This window comes from Pseudoruegeria sp. SHC-113 (assembly GCF_025376885.1).
GTDB lineage: Bacteria > Pseudomonadota > Alphaproteobacteria > Rhodobacterales > Rhodobacteraceae > Pseudoruegeria.
This window is the reverse complement of record NZ_JAHUBR010000003.1, coordinates 196152-209296: the sequence shown is the minus strand read 5'-3', so window position 1 is coordinate 209296 and position 13145 is coordinate 196152. Positions and strand designations below refer to the sequence as shown.

At 65.9% G+C, this 13145-nt stretch carries 16 protein-coding genes; 11 read left to right on the top strand and 5 right to left on the bottom strand.

Annotated features, from left to right (window positions below; all coding sequences use genetic code 11):
• Window positions 1-19: 19 nt before the first annotated feature.
• On the bottom strand, window positions 20-433 hold the full coding sequence (gene irrA, locus KVX96_RS17220) for an iron response transcriptional regulator IrrA (RefSeq protein WP_261196061.1): 414 nt from the start codon (window positions 431-433) through the stop codon (window positions 20-22).
• 174 nt (window positions 434-607) lie between these two features.
• Here irrA and fabA point away from each other — a divergent pair, with 174 nt between their 5' ends.
• The 3 genes from fabA to KVX96_RS17205 all read left to right on the top strand — a co-directional run bounded on the left by fabA (window position 608) and on the right by KVX96_RS17205 (window position 2768).
• Entirely contained in the window at window positions 608-1117 is a 510-nt protein-coding gene (gene fabA, locus KVX96_RS17215; RefSeq protein WP_261196006.1) for a bifunctional 3-hydroxydecanoyl-ACP dehydratase/trans-2-decenoyl-ACP isomerase, read from the top strand.
• A gap of 27 nt (window positions 1118-1144) precedes the next feature.
• A complete protein-coding gene (fabB, locus tag KVX96_RS17210) occupies window positions 1145-2374 on the top strand; it encodes a beta-ketoacyl-ACP synthase I (protein ID WP_261196005.1) in 1230 nt (409 codons plus the stop codon).
• 136 nt (window positions 2375-2510) lie between these two features.
• Entirely contained in the window at window positions 2511-2768 is a 258-nt protein-coding gene (locus KVX96_RS17205) for a type II toxin-antitoxin system ParD family antitoxin (RefSeq protein ID WP_261196004.1), read from the top strand.
• Window positions 2769-2820: 52 nt separating this feature from the next.
• On the opposite strand, the gene KVX96_RS17200 is transcribed toward KVX96_RS17205, so the two are convergent.
• From KVX96_RS17200 to KVX96_RS17190, 3 genes are all read right to left on the bottom strand, one after another.
• On the bottom strand, window positions 2821-3069 hold the full coding sequence (locus tag KVX96_RS17200) for a hypothetical protein (protein WP_261196003.1): 249 nt from the start codon (window positions 3067-3069) through the stop codon (window positions 2821-2823).
• Window positions 3070-3157: 88 nt separating this feature from the next.
• A complete protein-coding gene (locus tag KVX96_RS17195) occupies window positions 3158-3625 on the bottom strand; it encodes an SRPBCC family protein (protein ID WP_261196002.1) in 468 nt (155 codons plus the stop codon).
• Window positions 3622-3963 (bottom strand): ArsR/SmtB family transcription factor, encoded by a 342-nt coding sequence (locus KVX96_RS17190; RefSeq protein ID WP_261196001.1) that lies wholly within the window; start codon window positions 3961-3963, stop codon window positions 3622-3624. Before KVX96_RS17190 ends, KVX96_RS17195 begins: the two co-directional genes overlap by 4 nt.
• Window positions 3964-4098: 135 nt before the next feature.
• Between KVX96_RS17190 and KVX96_RS17185 the strand changes: the two genes are divergently transcribed.
• Window positions 4099-5070, top strand: coding sequence for a phosphotransferase (locus KVX96_RS17185; protein ID WP_261196000.1), 972 nt, complete (start codon window positions 4099-4101; stop codon window positions 5068-5070).
• A gap of 6 nt (window positions 5071-5076) precedes the next feature.
• Here the strand turns inward: KVX96_RS17185 and KVX96_RS17180 are convergent, their stop codons facing one another.
• A complete protein-coding gene (locus KVX96_RS17180) occupies window positions 5077-5475 on the bottom strand; it encodes a VOC family protein (protein ID WP_261195999.1) in 399 nt (132 codons plus the stop codon).
• Window positions 5476-5579: 104 nt separating this feature from the next.
• Between KVX96_RS17180 and KVX96_RS17175 the strand changes: the two genes are divergently transcribed.
• The 7 genes from KVX96_RS17175 (at window position 5580) to KVX96_RS17145 (ending at window position 13055) form a co-directional block, all read left to right on the top strand.
• Entirely contained in the window at window positions 5580-6266 is a 687-nt protein-coding gene (locus tag KVX96_RS17175; protein WP_261195998.1) for a haloacid dehalogenase type II, read from the top strand.
• Window positions 6263-7090 carry an alpha/beta fold hydrolase gene (locus tag KVX96_RS17170; RefSeq protein WP_261195997.1) on the top strand — a complete coding sequence of 276 codons (828 nt, stop codon included), beginning with the start codon at window positions 6263-6265 and terminating at the stop codon, window positions 7088-7090. Before KVX96_RS17175 ends, KVX96_RS17170 begins: the two co-directional genes overlap by 4 nt.
• On the top strand, window positions 7087-8058 hold the full coding sequence (locus tag KVX96_RS17165) for a threonine/serine dehydratase (RefSeq protein WP_261195996.1): 972 nt from the start codon (window positions 7087-7089) through the stop codon (window positions 8056-8058). Before KVX96_RS17170 ends, KVX96_RS17165 begins: the two co-directional genes overlap by 4 nt.
• Before the next feature lie 21 nt (window positions 8059-8079).
• Window positions 8080-9423, top strand: coding sequence for a lyase family protein (locus tag KVX96_RS17160; protein ID WP_261195995.1), 1344 nt, complete (start codon window positions 8080-8082; stop codon window positions 9421-9423).
• Window positions 9423-10640 carry a TCR/Tet family MFS transporter gene (locus KVX96_RS17155; protein ID WP_261195994.1) on the top strand — a complete coding sequence of 406 codons (1218 nt, stop codon included), beginning with the start codon at window positions 9423-9425 and terminating at the stop codon, window positions 10638-10640. The genes KVX96_RS17160 and KVX96_RS17155 overlap by 1 nt, the downstream gene beginning before the upstream one ends.
• A gap of 91 nt (window positions 10641-10731) precedes the next feature.
• Window positions 10732-11820, top strand: coding sequence for an alcohol dehydrogenase catalytic domain-containing protein (locus tag KVX96_RS17150; protein ID WP_261195993.1), 1089 nt, complete (start codon window positions 10732-10734; stop codon window positions 11818-11820).
• Window positions 11817-13055, top strand: a complete 1239-nt coding sequence (locus KVX96_RS17145) for a mandelate racemase/muconate lactonizing enzyme family protein (RefSeq protein ID WP_261195992.1) — start codon at window positions 11817-11819, stop codon at window positions 13053-13055. Before KVX96_RS17150 ends, KVX96_RS17145 begins: the two co-directional genes overlap by 4 nt.
• The last annotated feature ends 90 nt before the right edge of the window (window positions 13056-13145 follow it).

The following is a 13145-nucleotide window of genomic DNA, read 5'->3' as shown; positions in this document are numbered from 1 at the left end:
TCAGCGATCGAGGGGGGGCTTATTTCCGGCGCAGGCGGATCACCACGTCCACCTTGGCGATCTCCGCGCCTTCGGGCGCATCCGGCACGCGGGCGATCTCCAGCTGTTCTTTCGGCGCATCCGTCAGGCGGGCACTGTCTTCCCAGTAGAAATGCGGGTGGTCGGAGATGTTGGTGTCAAAGTAGCTCTTGGAGCCATCCACGGTGATCTCGCGCAAGAGGCCCGCATCGCAGAAAGCGCGCAGCGTGTTGTAGACCGTCGCAAGCGAGACCTTTTCACCCGCATGGCTGGCCGCATCAAACAGGCTTTCCGCCGTCACGTGACGGTTCTGCCCATCGCCCACCAGCAACGCGGCAAGTGCTGTGCGCTGGCGTGTCGGGCGCAGCTCCGATGTGGCAAGCCAATCGGTGGCGCGGGTCTGGGCTTCGGTCATCATCCGTGGCGTCTTCCGTCTGTCCGTGTAAACCATAGTATAAAGGCCGCAATTCGGCAGTTTCAAATGAAAATGAGTCGCGGCTGCCGTGGCGCCTCCCTTGCCCTTGGTCAACCGCCGGTGCTAGAGGGGTTCAATACAAAGAGAACAACAGGCACAAGGGCTGCGGGAACGATGTCGGATTATCCGAACAGCTTTGACAAGGAAGATCTGCTGAAATGCGCGCGTGGCGAGCTGTTTGGCGAGGGCAATGCCCAGCTGCCGGCCCCGCCGATGCTGATGATGGATCGCATCACCGAGATCAGCGGCGACGGCGGTGAACACGGCAAGGGCCATGTGGTGGCGGAGTTTGATATCACGCCCGACCTCTGGTTCTTCGACTGCCACTTCCCGGGCAACCCGATCATGCCCGGCTGCCTTGGCCTTGATGGCCTATGGCAGCTGACCGGCTTCAACCTTGGCTGGCGCGGCTGGCAAGGGCGCGGCTATGCGCTTGGCGTGGGCGAAGTGAAGCTCACCGGCATGGTCCGGCCCGATCGCAAGATGCTCACCTACTACGTGGATTTCACCAAGGCCGTGCAGACGCGCCGCCTGACCATGGGCGTTGCCGATGGCCGCGTGGAAGCCGACGGAGAGGTGATCTACCTCGTCAAGGACATGAAAGTGGCCCTCTCGGCCAACTGACCCCCAATTCGCGAAGAGGAGTGCGCCATGCGCCGCGTCGTCATCACCGGGCTGGGGATCGTCTCGCCCATCGGCAACAATGCAAACGAAGTGCTGGACTCGCTGATGGCCGGCAAATCCGGCATCATCCGCGAGGAAACCTACGCCGAGAACGGCTTCCGCTCGCAGGTGGCCGGCATCCCGCAGATCGATCTGGTGGAAGCCATCGACAAGCGCCAGCTGCGCTTCATGGGGCCGGGTGCCGCCTATAACTACCTCGCGATGGAACAGGCCGTGGCCGATTCCGGGCTGGAGGAAAACGAGGTCTCCAACGTCCGCACCGGCCTGATCATGGGCTCTGGCGGTCCGTCGACCTCCAACTTCTTCACCGCCCACACCATCGTGAAGGAAAAAGGCGCGCCCAAGCGCATGGGGCCCTTCATGGTCACGCGCTGCATGTCCTCCACCAACTCCGCCTGCCTTGCGACGCCCTTCAAGATCAAGGGTGTGAACTACTCGATCACTTCGGCCTGCTCGACCTCCGCCCATTGCATCGGCAACGGCGTGGAGCAAATCCAGCTCGGCAAGCAGGACATCGTCTTTGCCGGCGGCGGCGAGGAAGTGGACTGGACGCTGTCGTGCCTGTTCGACGCGATGGGCGCGATGTCCTCCAAATACAACGACACGCCCGAAACGGCCTCCCGCCCGTTTGACGCCACCCGCGACGGTTTCGTGATCGGCGGCGGCGGCGGTGTTGTGGTGCTGGAAGAGCTGGAGCACGCGCTGGCGCGCGGCGCGAAGATCTACTGCGAAGTCACCGGCTACGGCGCCACCTCCGACGGCTACGACATGGTCGCGCCCTCTGGCGAAGGCGGCGAGCGCTCCATGAAACTCGCGCTCTCCACGCTGGGCGAGGATCGCTCGGTGGATTACATCAACGCCCACGGCACCTCGACGCCCGCAGGCGATGTGACGGAAGTGGAAGCGGTGCGCCGCGTGTTCGGCGAGGGCAACACGCCCCCGATCGCCTCCACCAAATCGCTCACCGGTCACAGCCTTGGCGCGACCGGCGTGCATGAGGCGATCTATTCGATCCTGATGATGGAGAACAACTTCATCGCCGCCTCGGCCAACGTCACCGAACTGGACCCGGCCCTGAAACCGGAAGAGATCGTCACCACCCGCCGCGACAACGTGAAACTGGATACGGTGCTCTCCAACAGCTTCGGCTTCGGCGGCACCAACGCCACGCTTGTGATGTCCAAATACCGCGACTAAGGGCGCGGCGGTTTCTGAAAGTCATCAAGGGCTGCCCTGATCGGGCGGCCCTTTTTCATTGGGCTGCGCGCATTGGCCTTCGGATTGACACGCCTCACACGACCCGAAATACTACCCAGTAGCACTGGAGGCCAACATGAGTGTCAAAGCGTCGATTTCCCTGACCGAGTCGCAAGAGGCCTATGCCCGCAGGCTTGTGGCAGAAGGCAGGTTTGCGAGCCTGAGCGCGGTCTTGCAACAGGGGCTGGAATTGCTTCGGGATCAATCGCAAACCTCTGACGCGTTGCGCGCACTTCTTGAGGCGCGGCGCAAGGGCGATTTCCAATCCCTGGAGGACGGGCGAAAGGCAACATCAGACATGATCGCGCGCAAGCGGGCCGAGCGTGGCCTTTAAGTTCACGCGGGCGCGCGGTGTCGCCGCCGACCTTGAAGTGATCTTTGATTTCCTAGTCGCGTCGGCCGAGGGGTTCGGCGAGGATACGGAAACGGCTTTTGCCATGGCGCAGCGGCGCATTGGCCAGATCGAAGCCGATATGGAAAGGCTTGGCGATGCGCCCCTGCAAGGCAGCTTGCGGCCGCACCTTGGTCAAGGCATCCGTAACGTGACCAAGGGGCGCGCGGTTTTCTATTTTGACGCCGACGAACGGGCTGAAACGGTCCGCATCCTTGCGGTTTTCTTTGGCGGGCAGGATCACGACACCCGAATACTCCTGCGCCTGCTCACAGGCAGCTGAGCACCTGTTACTGCCACGGCCAACAGGTGCCGCCCGCTCCAAATGTCGACTACATCAAACTCCGGGCGTAGGCCTCCAGCTGGGTGGCCACCGTACCCCAGCCGTCAAAGAAGCCCATATCCTCATGGCCCTTTCGCGCCTCAGCGCTGCGGTGGCGGGCGGTGGCCGTGTAGGTGGTGCCGCCGCCTTCGGCATCGGCGAAATCGACGATGGCCGTCATGAACGGGTCGGCGGCGGGCTTCCAGCCTTCGGTGTAGGTATCGGTGAACACCAACCTCTCCTGCGGGATGATCTCGAGGTAGACGCCTTGGTTGGCCATGAGCTGGCCGTCGATGTTCATCACCGTGTTGAACCGCCCGCCGACGCGCAGATCGATTTCGCAGGAGTCGATCCCGTAGGGCTTGGGCACGAAGAAATGCCTGATGTGCTCGGGCGTCGTCCAGCACGCCCACAAGAGGGCGCGGGGGGCGTTCAGGGTGCGGGTGAAGCTGAGGTCTGTCTCGGGATCAAGGATCATGGGGTTTCATCCGTTGTGAGGGTGGTGACATAGGCGTCGAACCGGTCCAGCCGCCCCTCCCAGAGGGCGCGCTGTTCGGAAAGCCAGCTGTGAACGGGGGCGAAGGCCTCGGGCGACAGGCGGCAGATGCGGCTGCGCCCTTCTTTCTGCGTTGCGATCAGCCCGGCGGCTTCCAGCTTACGCAGATGCCCCATGAAGGAGGGCAGCGCCATATCATGAGGCGCGGCCAACTCGCTCACCGTGGCAGGGCCGCGCGCCAGCCGCTCAAGAATGCCGCGCCGCGTCGGATCGCCCAGCGCGGTGAAACAGGCATCGAGGGAGGGATCATACTTAGCCATGTGACTAAGTTTAAGTTCCACCTCCGCCTGAGTCAATAAACTTAGCCAAACGACTAAACATCATGACGTGCGGGGTTTTGTCCGACACAACCTACAGCTAGGGTCACACCACGCGACCAGCAGGAGCCACCGGCGATGAAACTTCCCTTTGTCAATCAGATCGGCCTGATGGACGAGACCGCCACACGGCTCAAAGGCATCATCGCACAAGACCCGGCCCTGAGCGGGGCAAAGATCCAGAAGTTCATCAAGGCCAAGCCGGACCGCGCCGTGTTCATCGGCAAGCTTGGCGGTGAGCGGGTGATCTTCAAACTGTATTCGGGCGACAAGGCGCTGGAAACGGTTGAGCGGCAGGTGGCGGAACTGGCCTATCTGGAAGGCTTCATGTCCGAGGGGCCGCTTCAGGCCCTGCAAATGCGCCATGCGCGGCCGGACGCCGGGCTGGCTGTTCTGTCTTTCGTACCGGGCAACCGGCTGGACGAGGTGATGGCGAAAGCCGATGCCGCCAAGCGGCGGCGGCTGGTGGCGCAATGCGGCAGTTGGCTGAAGCGATATACCTCGGGCCGCCAACGTCTGGCCAATTTCGGCCCCCATTACTGGGTCGAGAAACGCGCAGGCCTTGCCGCGCAGATCCCCGATGCCGACGATCAGGCGCTGGCCGCCCGCCTGCACGACAACATGCATCGCCGCGCGCCGCTGGTGGCCGGGGCCGATGTGTGCCAAGCCGCCACCCACGGCGATTTCACCACGCTCAATCTCTCGTTCCATCAAGGCACGCTCTACGGCTTCGATATCCAGGGCGAAAGCTGGATGGCCCTGAGTCAGGAGGTGGCGCGCTTCCTCGTCTACCTGCAGATCACCTATCCGCACCCCTCCGGCCGCTTGCGGCTTGGGATTTCGGAGCCCGACATGAAGGCCTTCCTGAAATGCGGGCTGCTGGATCCGAAGGAAGAAACCACCACCCTGCCCTTCTTCATCGCCTCCCAGCTTCTGGGCCGCTTCGTGCAGGAATACAAACGCCCCGAAACACGCGCCAACACGCGCGCCGCGATCGAGGCCTTTCTGGAGTTGCCGCTCAGCCCGGACGCGCTCGCCGCGCTGCGCTAAAGCCGCTCACCCGGCGGGCGTCATGATCCCCAGCGCTGCGCCGGTGGGATCGGTGATGATCGCGATGCGCCCCACGCCGGGAATGTCAAAGGGCGGGCGCAGGATCTCCCCACCTTGGGCCTTCGTTGCCTGCAGCGCGGCGTCCAGATCGGCTACGGCGAAATAGGTAAACCAATGGGGCGGCACCTCCTCCATGCCCGGCAGGGGGGCCATGTCCATGATCCCAGCCACGGGCTGATCGTTGCGGCTGCCCATGTAGTAAGTGCCCATCTTGGGATCCTGCATCGGCATCTGCGAGATCGTCCAGCCGCAGACGGTTTCGTAGTAGTGCAGCGCGGCTTTCACGTCCCGCGTCATCAATTCGCTCCACCAGACCTTGCCGTGATGCTCCGCTGCGCCGCTCATCGCTGAATTCCTTTCCTTGTGCCCCGCCACCTTAGCACGACAATTGGCATCTGCCCCCCTCCCGTGCCACTCTCGCGCCAGTTTGCGACATGAAGGAGCGCCCGATGCCCGTCACCACCTGCGTTTTCGATGCCTATGGCACGCTCTTTGACGTGGCCGCCGCCGCACGGCAAGCGGCGGGCGAGCCGGGGCGCGAGGCCTTCGCCGCGCATTGGGTGAAAGTGGCCAGCGACTGGCGGCTCAAGCAGTTGCAATACACCTGGCTGCGCGCTGTCGTCGGGGCGCACACCGATTTTTGGGAGGTCACGCAGAACGGGCTCGACTGGGCGCTGGAGGCCTCTGGCCTCACCGATCCCGACCTGCGCGAACGGCTGCTGGCGCTCTACTGGGAGCTCTCCGCCTACCCGGAAGTGCCCGCGATGTTGAGCCAGTTGAAGGCGCAGGGTTTCCAAACGGCCATCCTCTCCAACGGCTCGCCCGCCATGCTGGAAGGCGCGGTGCGCTCCGCCGGCGTCGGCGATGTGCTGGACGATGTGCTCTCGGTCGAGAGCGTTGGCATCTTCAAGCCGGATGCGCGCGTCTACGATCTGGTGGGGGCGCGCTTCGGCTGCACCAAGGAAGAAGTGCTCTTCGTCTCCTCCAACGGATGGGACGCAGGCTGCGCCACCGGCTACGGGTTTCACACGGTTTGGGTCAATCGGGGTGGGGAACCTGTTGACCGCCTGCCCTGGGTTCCGGCACATACGCTCTCAGATCTGACCACCATTCCGGAATTGGCCCAATCCCTTTGATACAGCGTTTCACGTCCAGCGACGGCCTGTCGCTTGCCTATACCGACGAGGGCGAGGGGCTGCCGCTCCTGTGCCTTGCCGGGCTCACCCGCAACGGCCGCGATTTCGATCACCTCGCCCCGCATCTGGAAGGCATCCGTCTGATCCGCCCCGATTACCGGGGCCGAGGCGAAAGCGACTATGCCGAGGATTTCCACACCTATTCCATCCCCGTTGAAGCGCGGGACGTGGTGGAATTGATGGATTACCTCGGGCTTGAGAAGGCCGCGATACTTGGCACCTCACGCGGCGGGCTCATCGCCATGGCGCTGGCCGCCACGGTGAAGGACCGCCTGCTCGGCGTCTGCCTCAACGACATCGGCCCCGAAATCGCCGCCGACGGGTTATCTTACATCATGGGCTACCTGGGCCGCCGCCCGGCCCAGCGCTCCCTGCCCGAGATCGCCGCCGCCCGCGCCAAGCTGATGGACGGCTTTGCCAATGTGCCGCCAGAGCGCTGGCTCGCCGAGGCGCAGAACCACTACCGCGAGACAGAGGCTGGCATCGAGTTGCGCTACGACAAGCGCCTGCGCGACGCGATCGAGGCCGCCGGGGCCGCCCCCGTGCCCGATCTCTGGCCTCTGTTTGACGCTTTCGCCGGCCTGCCGCTGGGCCTGATCCGGGGCGCGAACTCCAACCTGCTCACCGCCGAGACCGCCGCTGCCATGCGCGCGCGCCGCCCGGACATGCATTTCGCCGACGTCCCCGATCGCGGCCACGTGCCCTTCCTTGACGAGCCCGAAAGCCTCGCCGTGATCCACGCTTTCCTGAAAGAGCTGCAATGAACATCCAGATGATCGAGGCCGCCAATGCGCGCCTCGCCGGCAACCGTCGCCGCACCCAGATCCTGAACTCCCCCTTTCTGGACGAGATCGCGGGCCGCCGCGTTTATGTGAAGCCCGAATGCCTGCAGCAGACCGGCAGCTTCAAATTTCGCGGGGCTTACAATGCCATCGCCTCCCTGCCCGAGGCGATCCGCGAGAAGGGCGTGCTGGCCTTTTCCTCCGGCAACCACGGGCAGGGCGTGGCATATGCCGCGCGCATGTTCGGCATCCGCGCTGTTGTGGTGATGCCGTCGGATGCGCCCAACCTGAAGATCGAGAACACCCGCGCGCTTGGGGCGCAGGTGGTGCTGTATCAGCGCGACACAGAGGACCGCGCCGAGATCGGCGCGCGGCTGGCCGCCGAACAGGGGCTGACGCTGATCGCTCCCTTTGATGAGCCGCAAGTGATCGCCGGGCAGGGCACCATCGGCCTTGAGATTGCCGAACAGGCCCGCCTGCGCCGGGTGTCGGAGGCCGATGTGTTGATCCCCTGCGGTGGCGGCGGGCTGACCTCGGGCGTGGCGCTGGCGCTGGAGGCCAAGGCCCCCGGCCTGCGTGTGCGCCCGGTGGAACCCGAAGGCTTTGATGACGTGACCCGCTCGCTTGTCTCCGGCGAGATCGAGCGCAACCCCACCACGGCAGGCTCGATCTGCGACGCAATCGTCACCCAGAGCCCCGGCAACCTGACCTTCCCGATCCTTAAGCGCCTCTGCGGCCCCGGCATCGTGGTGAGCGAGGCCGATTGTCTCTGCGCCATGGCCACGGCCTTCACCCGGCTTAAATTGGTCGTGGAGCCCGGCGGTGCCGCCGCGCTGGCCGCTGCGCTCTACCATGGCGATGCGATCGAGGGCGACGCCGTCTTCGTGGTGGTCTCGGGGGGCAATGTGGATGCCGCCATCTTCCAGCGCGCGCTGGAAGACTGGGGTTAAGAGACAGGACAGGAGAACACCATGGCAGCCTCCGTCTACGACAGCGCGATCTACCGCGATCTTTTCCTCGATGCCGAGGCCGGGAAGCTGTTTTCCGACAGCGCCGTGGTGCGCGCCATGCTGATCGTGGAAGGCGCGCTCGCCAAGGCGCAAGGGGGCTGCGGCGTGATCCCGGAGGAAAGCGCCTTCTTCATCCATCGCGCGAGCCTTGAGTGCCAGATCGATCCCGCCGGGCTTTCGGCGGGCACCGGGCAATCCGCCGTCGTGGTGCCCGCCCTCGTGGCCGCCTTCCGCAAGGCGATGGAAGCGCCGGAGCACGCACAATACATCCACTGGGGCGCGACCTCGCAGGACATCATGGACACCGGGTTGGTCCTGCGCCTGCGCCAGTTGCTCACGCTCTTTGACAAACGCATCGACGCCCTGCTCGCCGCCTTCGCCACGCAGGCCGAAGCCCATGCCGACTTGCCAATGGCCGCGCGCACCTTTGGCCAGATCGCCACGCCCACGAGCTTCGGCGCACAGGCCGCTGAATGGGGCGCGCCGCTGCTGGCCCACCGCAGCCGCCTCGCCGCCCTGCGTGGCGAGGTACTGAAGGTGAGCCTCTCCGGGGCCTCCGGCACCCTCGCGGCGATGGGGCCAAAGGGAACCGATGTGCGCGCGAAACTGGCGGAAGGGCTGGCGCTGGCCGATCCCGGCGCAAGCTGGCACAGCCAGCGCGAAGGCCTCGCCGCGCTGTGCGGCTGGATGGCGGGCCTCTGCGCGAGCCTTGCGAAATTCGGCGAGGATCTGGTGCTCCTGAACCAGAACGAAGTGGCCGAGATCACCCTGCCCGCCGGCGGGGCCTCCTCCACCATGCCGCAGAAACGCAACCCGGTGCAGCCGACGCTGCTCATCGCCATCGCCCGCAGCGCCACCGGCCTGAACGCCGCGCTGCAGGGCGCAGCCACTCACCGCCAGCAGCGCGACCCGGCGGCCTGGATGGTGGAATGGATGCTTCTGCCCCAGCTCTGCCTCGGCACCGCCCGCGCGCTGGCCGTGGCGATTGAATTGGCCGAGGGCATCACCCCCAACGCCCCCGCCATGGACGCGCGGCTCTCCGATCCGCTGGGCCTGAGCTACGCCGAAGCCCTGAGCTTCGCGCTCGCCGCCCGGATGCGCCGGCCCGAAGCGCAGGCCGAAGTCAAAGCACTCTGCGCTGAGGCGCGGGACACCGGCACCCCGCTGCAGGATCTCGCCGCCGCGCGCTGGCCCGATCTGGATCTCGCCGCGCTCTTCACGCCGCAGGCGCAGCTTGGCACCGCCCCTGCCGAGGCCCGCACCTTCGCCGCAAAAGCCCGCGCTGCCAGCACAGGCTCCGCCTGATGCAAAGCCGCCTGCCCTTCATCTTCATCCTGCTCACGCTGATGATCGACGCCATGGGCGTCGGGCTGATCATGCCGGTGATGCCCGATCTGATCCGCGACGTGCAGGGCGGCGATCTGGCTTCGGCCGCGATCTGGGGCGGCATCCTCGCCACCGCCTTCGCAGTGATGCAGTTTCTGTTCTCGCCCACGCTGGGCAGCCTGTCGGACCGCTTCGGCCGCCGCCCGGTGCTGCTGATCTCGCTCGTGGTGATGTGCCTCGATTACGTCGTCATGGCGCTCGCGGGCACGATCTGGCTGCTGCTTCTGGGCCGCATCATTGGCGGCATCACCGCCGCCACACAGGCCACCGCCGCCGCCTTCATCGCCGACATCTCCGCCCCCGAAAAGAAAGCGCAGAACTTCGGCCTGATGAGCGCGGCCTTCGGCATGGGCTTCGTGCTCGGCCCGCTGATCGGCGGCCTGCTCGCGAGTTTCGGCCCCCGCGCGCCCTTCGTGGCCGCCGCCGTGCTGGCCGGGCTCAACGTGGTGCTCGGCTACTTCGTGCTGCCCGAAACCGTGACAGACCGCATCCGCCGCCCCTTCGAGTGGCGCCGCGCCAACCCCTTCGGGGCCTTCAAGGCAATCTCCAAGCTCGACGGCGTGCGCCCGCTGCTGCTGATCTTCTTCCTCTACCAGCTGGCGTTTTTCGTCTACCCGGCGGTGTGGTCTTACTTCACGCAGGCCAAATTCGGCTGGAGCGCGCAGATGATCGGGCTGAGCCTCGCCTCCTTCGGTATCTCCATGGCGCTGATCCAGGGCGGGCTGATCCGGGTGATCCTGCCGCGCCTCGGTGAATACCGCACGCTGCTCTTCGGCCTGCTGTTCAACGCTTTCGCCTTCCTGCTGATCGCCACCCTGCCCTCGGGCACTGCCGTGCTGGTGCTCACCCCGCTTACCGCCCTTGGCGCGCTGGCCGGTCCTGCGCTGCAGGGGATGATGTCGCGCATGGCCGAGGACAACCAGCAGGGCGAGCTGCAGGGCCTTCTGGGCAGCGTCGCCTCCGTGGCTGTGATCCTGTCGCCATTGGTGATGACCCAGACCTTCAGCCTGTTCAGCCGCGAAGGCGCGAGCCCCTATTTCCCCGGCGCGCCCTTCCTGCTGTCGATGCTGCTGATGGCCGTCTGCCTCCTTATTGCGCTGCGCAGCCGCCCGCAGGCGCTGGCCGACGCACCGTAAACCTGAAAGCGACACGCGGTGTCGCGGATCAGGCTTGCCCCGGCAAAGCCGCGCAGCGCAGTCTGAGCCGATCCCTGCCAAGGAGGCCACCATGCAAAAGATCCGCGCCGCCGTCTGCCACACCCACGGAACACCCCTGCGCATCGAGGAGGTCAGCCTACGCGCCTGCCTCCCCGGCGAGGTGGAAGTCACGGTGGAGGCCTGCGCCATTTGTCATTCCGACATCTCCTACATGGAGGGCGGCTGGGGCGGTGCGCTGCCGGCTGTCTACGGCCACGAGGCCGCCGGCAAGATCACCGCGATGGGTGACGGCAAGAGCCGCTATAAGCTGGGCGACCGCGTGCTCGTGACCCTGATCCGCGCCTGCGGCCACTGCAGCCCCTGCGGCTCGGGCCACCCCGTGGCCTGCGAAGGCGATCGCAGCGCCCCGCCCACGCTCTCTCTCGCCGATGGCACAGCCGTGGAGGCCGCCATGTATTGCGGAGCTTTTGCGGAAAAGGTTGTGGTGCAGGAAAACCAGCTGGCACCCCTTCCCGCAGACATCACCGCCGACGCCGCCTCGCTGCTGGCCTGCGGCGTGATCACCGGCGCGGGCGCGGCCGTGAACACGGCACAGGTGCGCCCGGGGCAAACCGTGGTAGTGATCGGCGCGGGCGGCGTGGGGCTCAACGCCATTCAGGGCGCGCGCATCGCCGGGGCGGCCCAGATCATCGCCGTGGACATGCTGCCCGAGAAACTGGACGCGGCGAAGGACTTCGGCGCGACGGGCGGTATCCTCGCCTCCGAGCCCGACCAGCGCGCCGCGCTGAAGGCGCTCACCGGCGGGCGGCTGGCCGATGCCGTCTTCGTCACCGTCGGCGTGATCCCCGCCTATGAGGCCGCGCCCGCGCTTCTGGCCGCCAACGGGCAGCTCGTGATGGTGGGCATGCCCCACAACGGCGATCTGGCGCGCTACGATCCGGCCACCTTCGCCGCCCTCGGCCAAGGCATGATCGGCTCCAAGATGGGCGACGTGGTGCTGGCCCGCGACATCCCATGGATGATCGATCTCTACCGACAGGGGCGGCTCAAGCTCGATGAGCTGATCAGCGCCCGCTGGCCGCTTGAGGCGATCAACGAAGCGGTGCAGGATACCAAGAAAGGCTCCGCCCGCCGCAACGTGATCGTGTTTGACCAATGAAACTGCAAGACCTCGAGATTTTCACCGTCGCGCCCCCGGCTCCGGGCTGGGGCGGGCGCTACTGGCTCTTCGTGAAGCTCACCACCGCCTGCGGCCTCACCGGCTACGGCGAATGCTACGCGGCCTCGGTGGGGCCGAAAGCGATGGAAGCGGTGATCACGGATGTGTTCACGCGCCACATGCAGGGCGAACACCCGCAGAACGTGGAGCGCATGTTCCGCCGCGCCTATTCCTCCGGCTTCACCCAGCGCCCCGACCTCACCGTGATGGGCGCCTTCTCGGGGCTGGAGATCGCCTGCTGGGACATCCTCGGCAAGGCGCTCGACCGCCCTGTCTGGGCGCTTCTGGGCGGGATGATGAACGAGCGAATCCGCTCCTACACCTACCTCTACCCGCTTGAAAACCAGCCGATGAAGCCGTTCTGGACCTCCCCCGACATGGCCGCCGAATGCGCCATCGAGATGGTGCGCCTCGGCTTCACGGCGGTGAAATTCGACCCGGCCGGCCCCTATACCTTCCGCGGCGGCCACCAGCCCGCGCGTACCGACATCACGATGAGCGCCGAGTTCTGCCGCGCCATCCGCGAGGCCGTGGGCGATCAGGCGGATCTGCTCTTCGGCACCCACGGGCAGTTTTCCACCGGCGGCGCGATCCGCATGGCCAAGGCGATCGAGCCCTATGATCCGCTCTGGTACGAAGAGCCGATCCCGCCCGACAACATCCCCGAAATGGCCAAGGTCGCCCGCGCCACCTCGGTGCCCGTGGCCACCGGCGAGCGGCTGACGACGAAAGCGGAATTCGCCGAGGTGCTGCGGCAGGGCGCGGCGACGATCCTGCAACCGGCGCTGGGGCGCTCCGGCGGGCTCTGGGAAACCAAGAAGATCGCCACGCTGGCCGAGGCCTACAACGCACAGCTCGCCCCGCATCTTTATGCCGGGCCGGTGGAATGGGCGGCCAACATCCACCTCGCTACGACGCTGCCGAACCTTTTGATCGCCGAAACCATCCAGACCGGCGGGGCCTTCCACATGGCGCTGATCAAACAGTCGATCACATGGGAAGACGGCTACATCCTGCCCCCCACCGCACCGGGCCTCGGCATCGACTTCGACGAGGATCTCGCCCGCGCCCACCCCTACACCGGCAGCGGCCTGCACCTCGAAATGCAGGAAGCGCCCTGCGACTACACCAACGGCAACGCCTTCGAGGGCGGCGCTCCAGCCCCGGAGATGTGAGAGCCTGCCCCCTCGCATTCTCGGCAAAACGCGCCTATATGACGCAAACTGCCCCGCACCGCAGGAGCCTTTGCGTGACTCACCCCGGCA

What these genes read in the sequence shown, in the direction of transcription:
- KVX96_RS17205 (WP_261196004.1), top strand. Translation starts at nt 2,511, where the DNA reads ATGAGTGTCAAAGCGTCGATTTCCCTGACCGAGTCGCAAGAGGCCTAT.
- KVX96_RS17175 (WP_261195998.1), top strand. Translation starts at nt 5,580, where the DNA reads ATGCCCGTCACCACCTGCGTTTTCGATGCCTATGGCACGCTCTTTGAC.
- KVX96_RS17180 (WP_261195999.1), bottom strand. Translation starts at nt 5,475, where the DNA reads ATGAGCGGCGCAGCGGAGCATCACGGCAAGGTCTGGTGGAGCGAATTG.
- KVX96_RS17150 (WP_261195993.1), top strand. Translation starts at nt 10,732, where the DNA reads ATGCAAAAGATCCGCGCCGCCGTCTGCCACACCCACGGAACACCCCTG.
- KVX96_RS17160 (WP_261195995.1), top strand. Translation starts at nt 8,080, where the DNA reads ATGGCAGCCTCCGTCTACGACAGCGCGATCTACCGCGATCTTTTCCTC.
- irrA (WP_261196061.1), bottom strand. Translation starts at nt 433, where the DNA reads ATGACCGAAGCCCAGACCCGCGCCACCGATTGGCTTGCCACATCGGAG.
- KVX96_RS17145 (WP_261195992.1), top strand. Translation starts at nt 11,817, where the DNA reads ATGAAACTGCAAGACCTCGAGATTTTCACCGTCGCGCCCCCGGCTCCG.
- fabA (WP_261196006.1), top strand. Translation starts at nt 608, where the DNA reads ATGTCGGATTATCCGAACAGCTTTGACAAGGAAGATCTGCTGAAATGC.
- KVX96_RS17195 (WP_261196002.1), bottom strand. Translation starts at nt 3,625, where the DNA reads ATGATCCTTGATCCCGAGACAGACCTCAGCTTCACCCGCACCCTGAAC.
- KVX96_RS17155 (WP_261195994.1), top strand. Translation starts at nt 9,423, where the DNA reads ATGCAAAGCCGCCTGCCCTTCATCTTCATCCTGCTCACGCTGATGATC.
- KVX96_RS17185 (WP_261196000.1), top strand. Translation starts at nt 4,099, where the DNA reads ATGAAACTTCCCTTTGTCAATCAGATCGGCCTGATGGACGAGACCGCC.
- KVX96_RS17190 (WP_261196001.1), bottom strand. Translation starts at nt 3,963, where the DNA reads ATGGCTAAGTATGATCCCTCCCTCGATGCCTGTTTCACCGCGCTGGGC.
- KVX96_RS17165 (WP_261195996.1), top strand. Translation starts at nt 7,087, where the DNA reads ATGAACATCCAGATGATCGAGGCCGCCAATGCGCGCCTCGCCGGCAAC.
- fabB (WP_261196005.1), top strand. Translation starts at nt 1,145, where the DNA reads ATGCGCCGCGTCGTCATCACCGGGCTGGGGATCGTCTCGCCCATCGGC.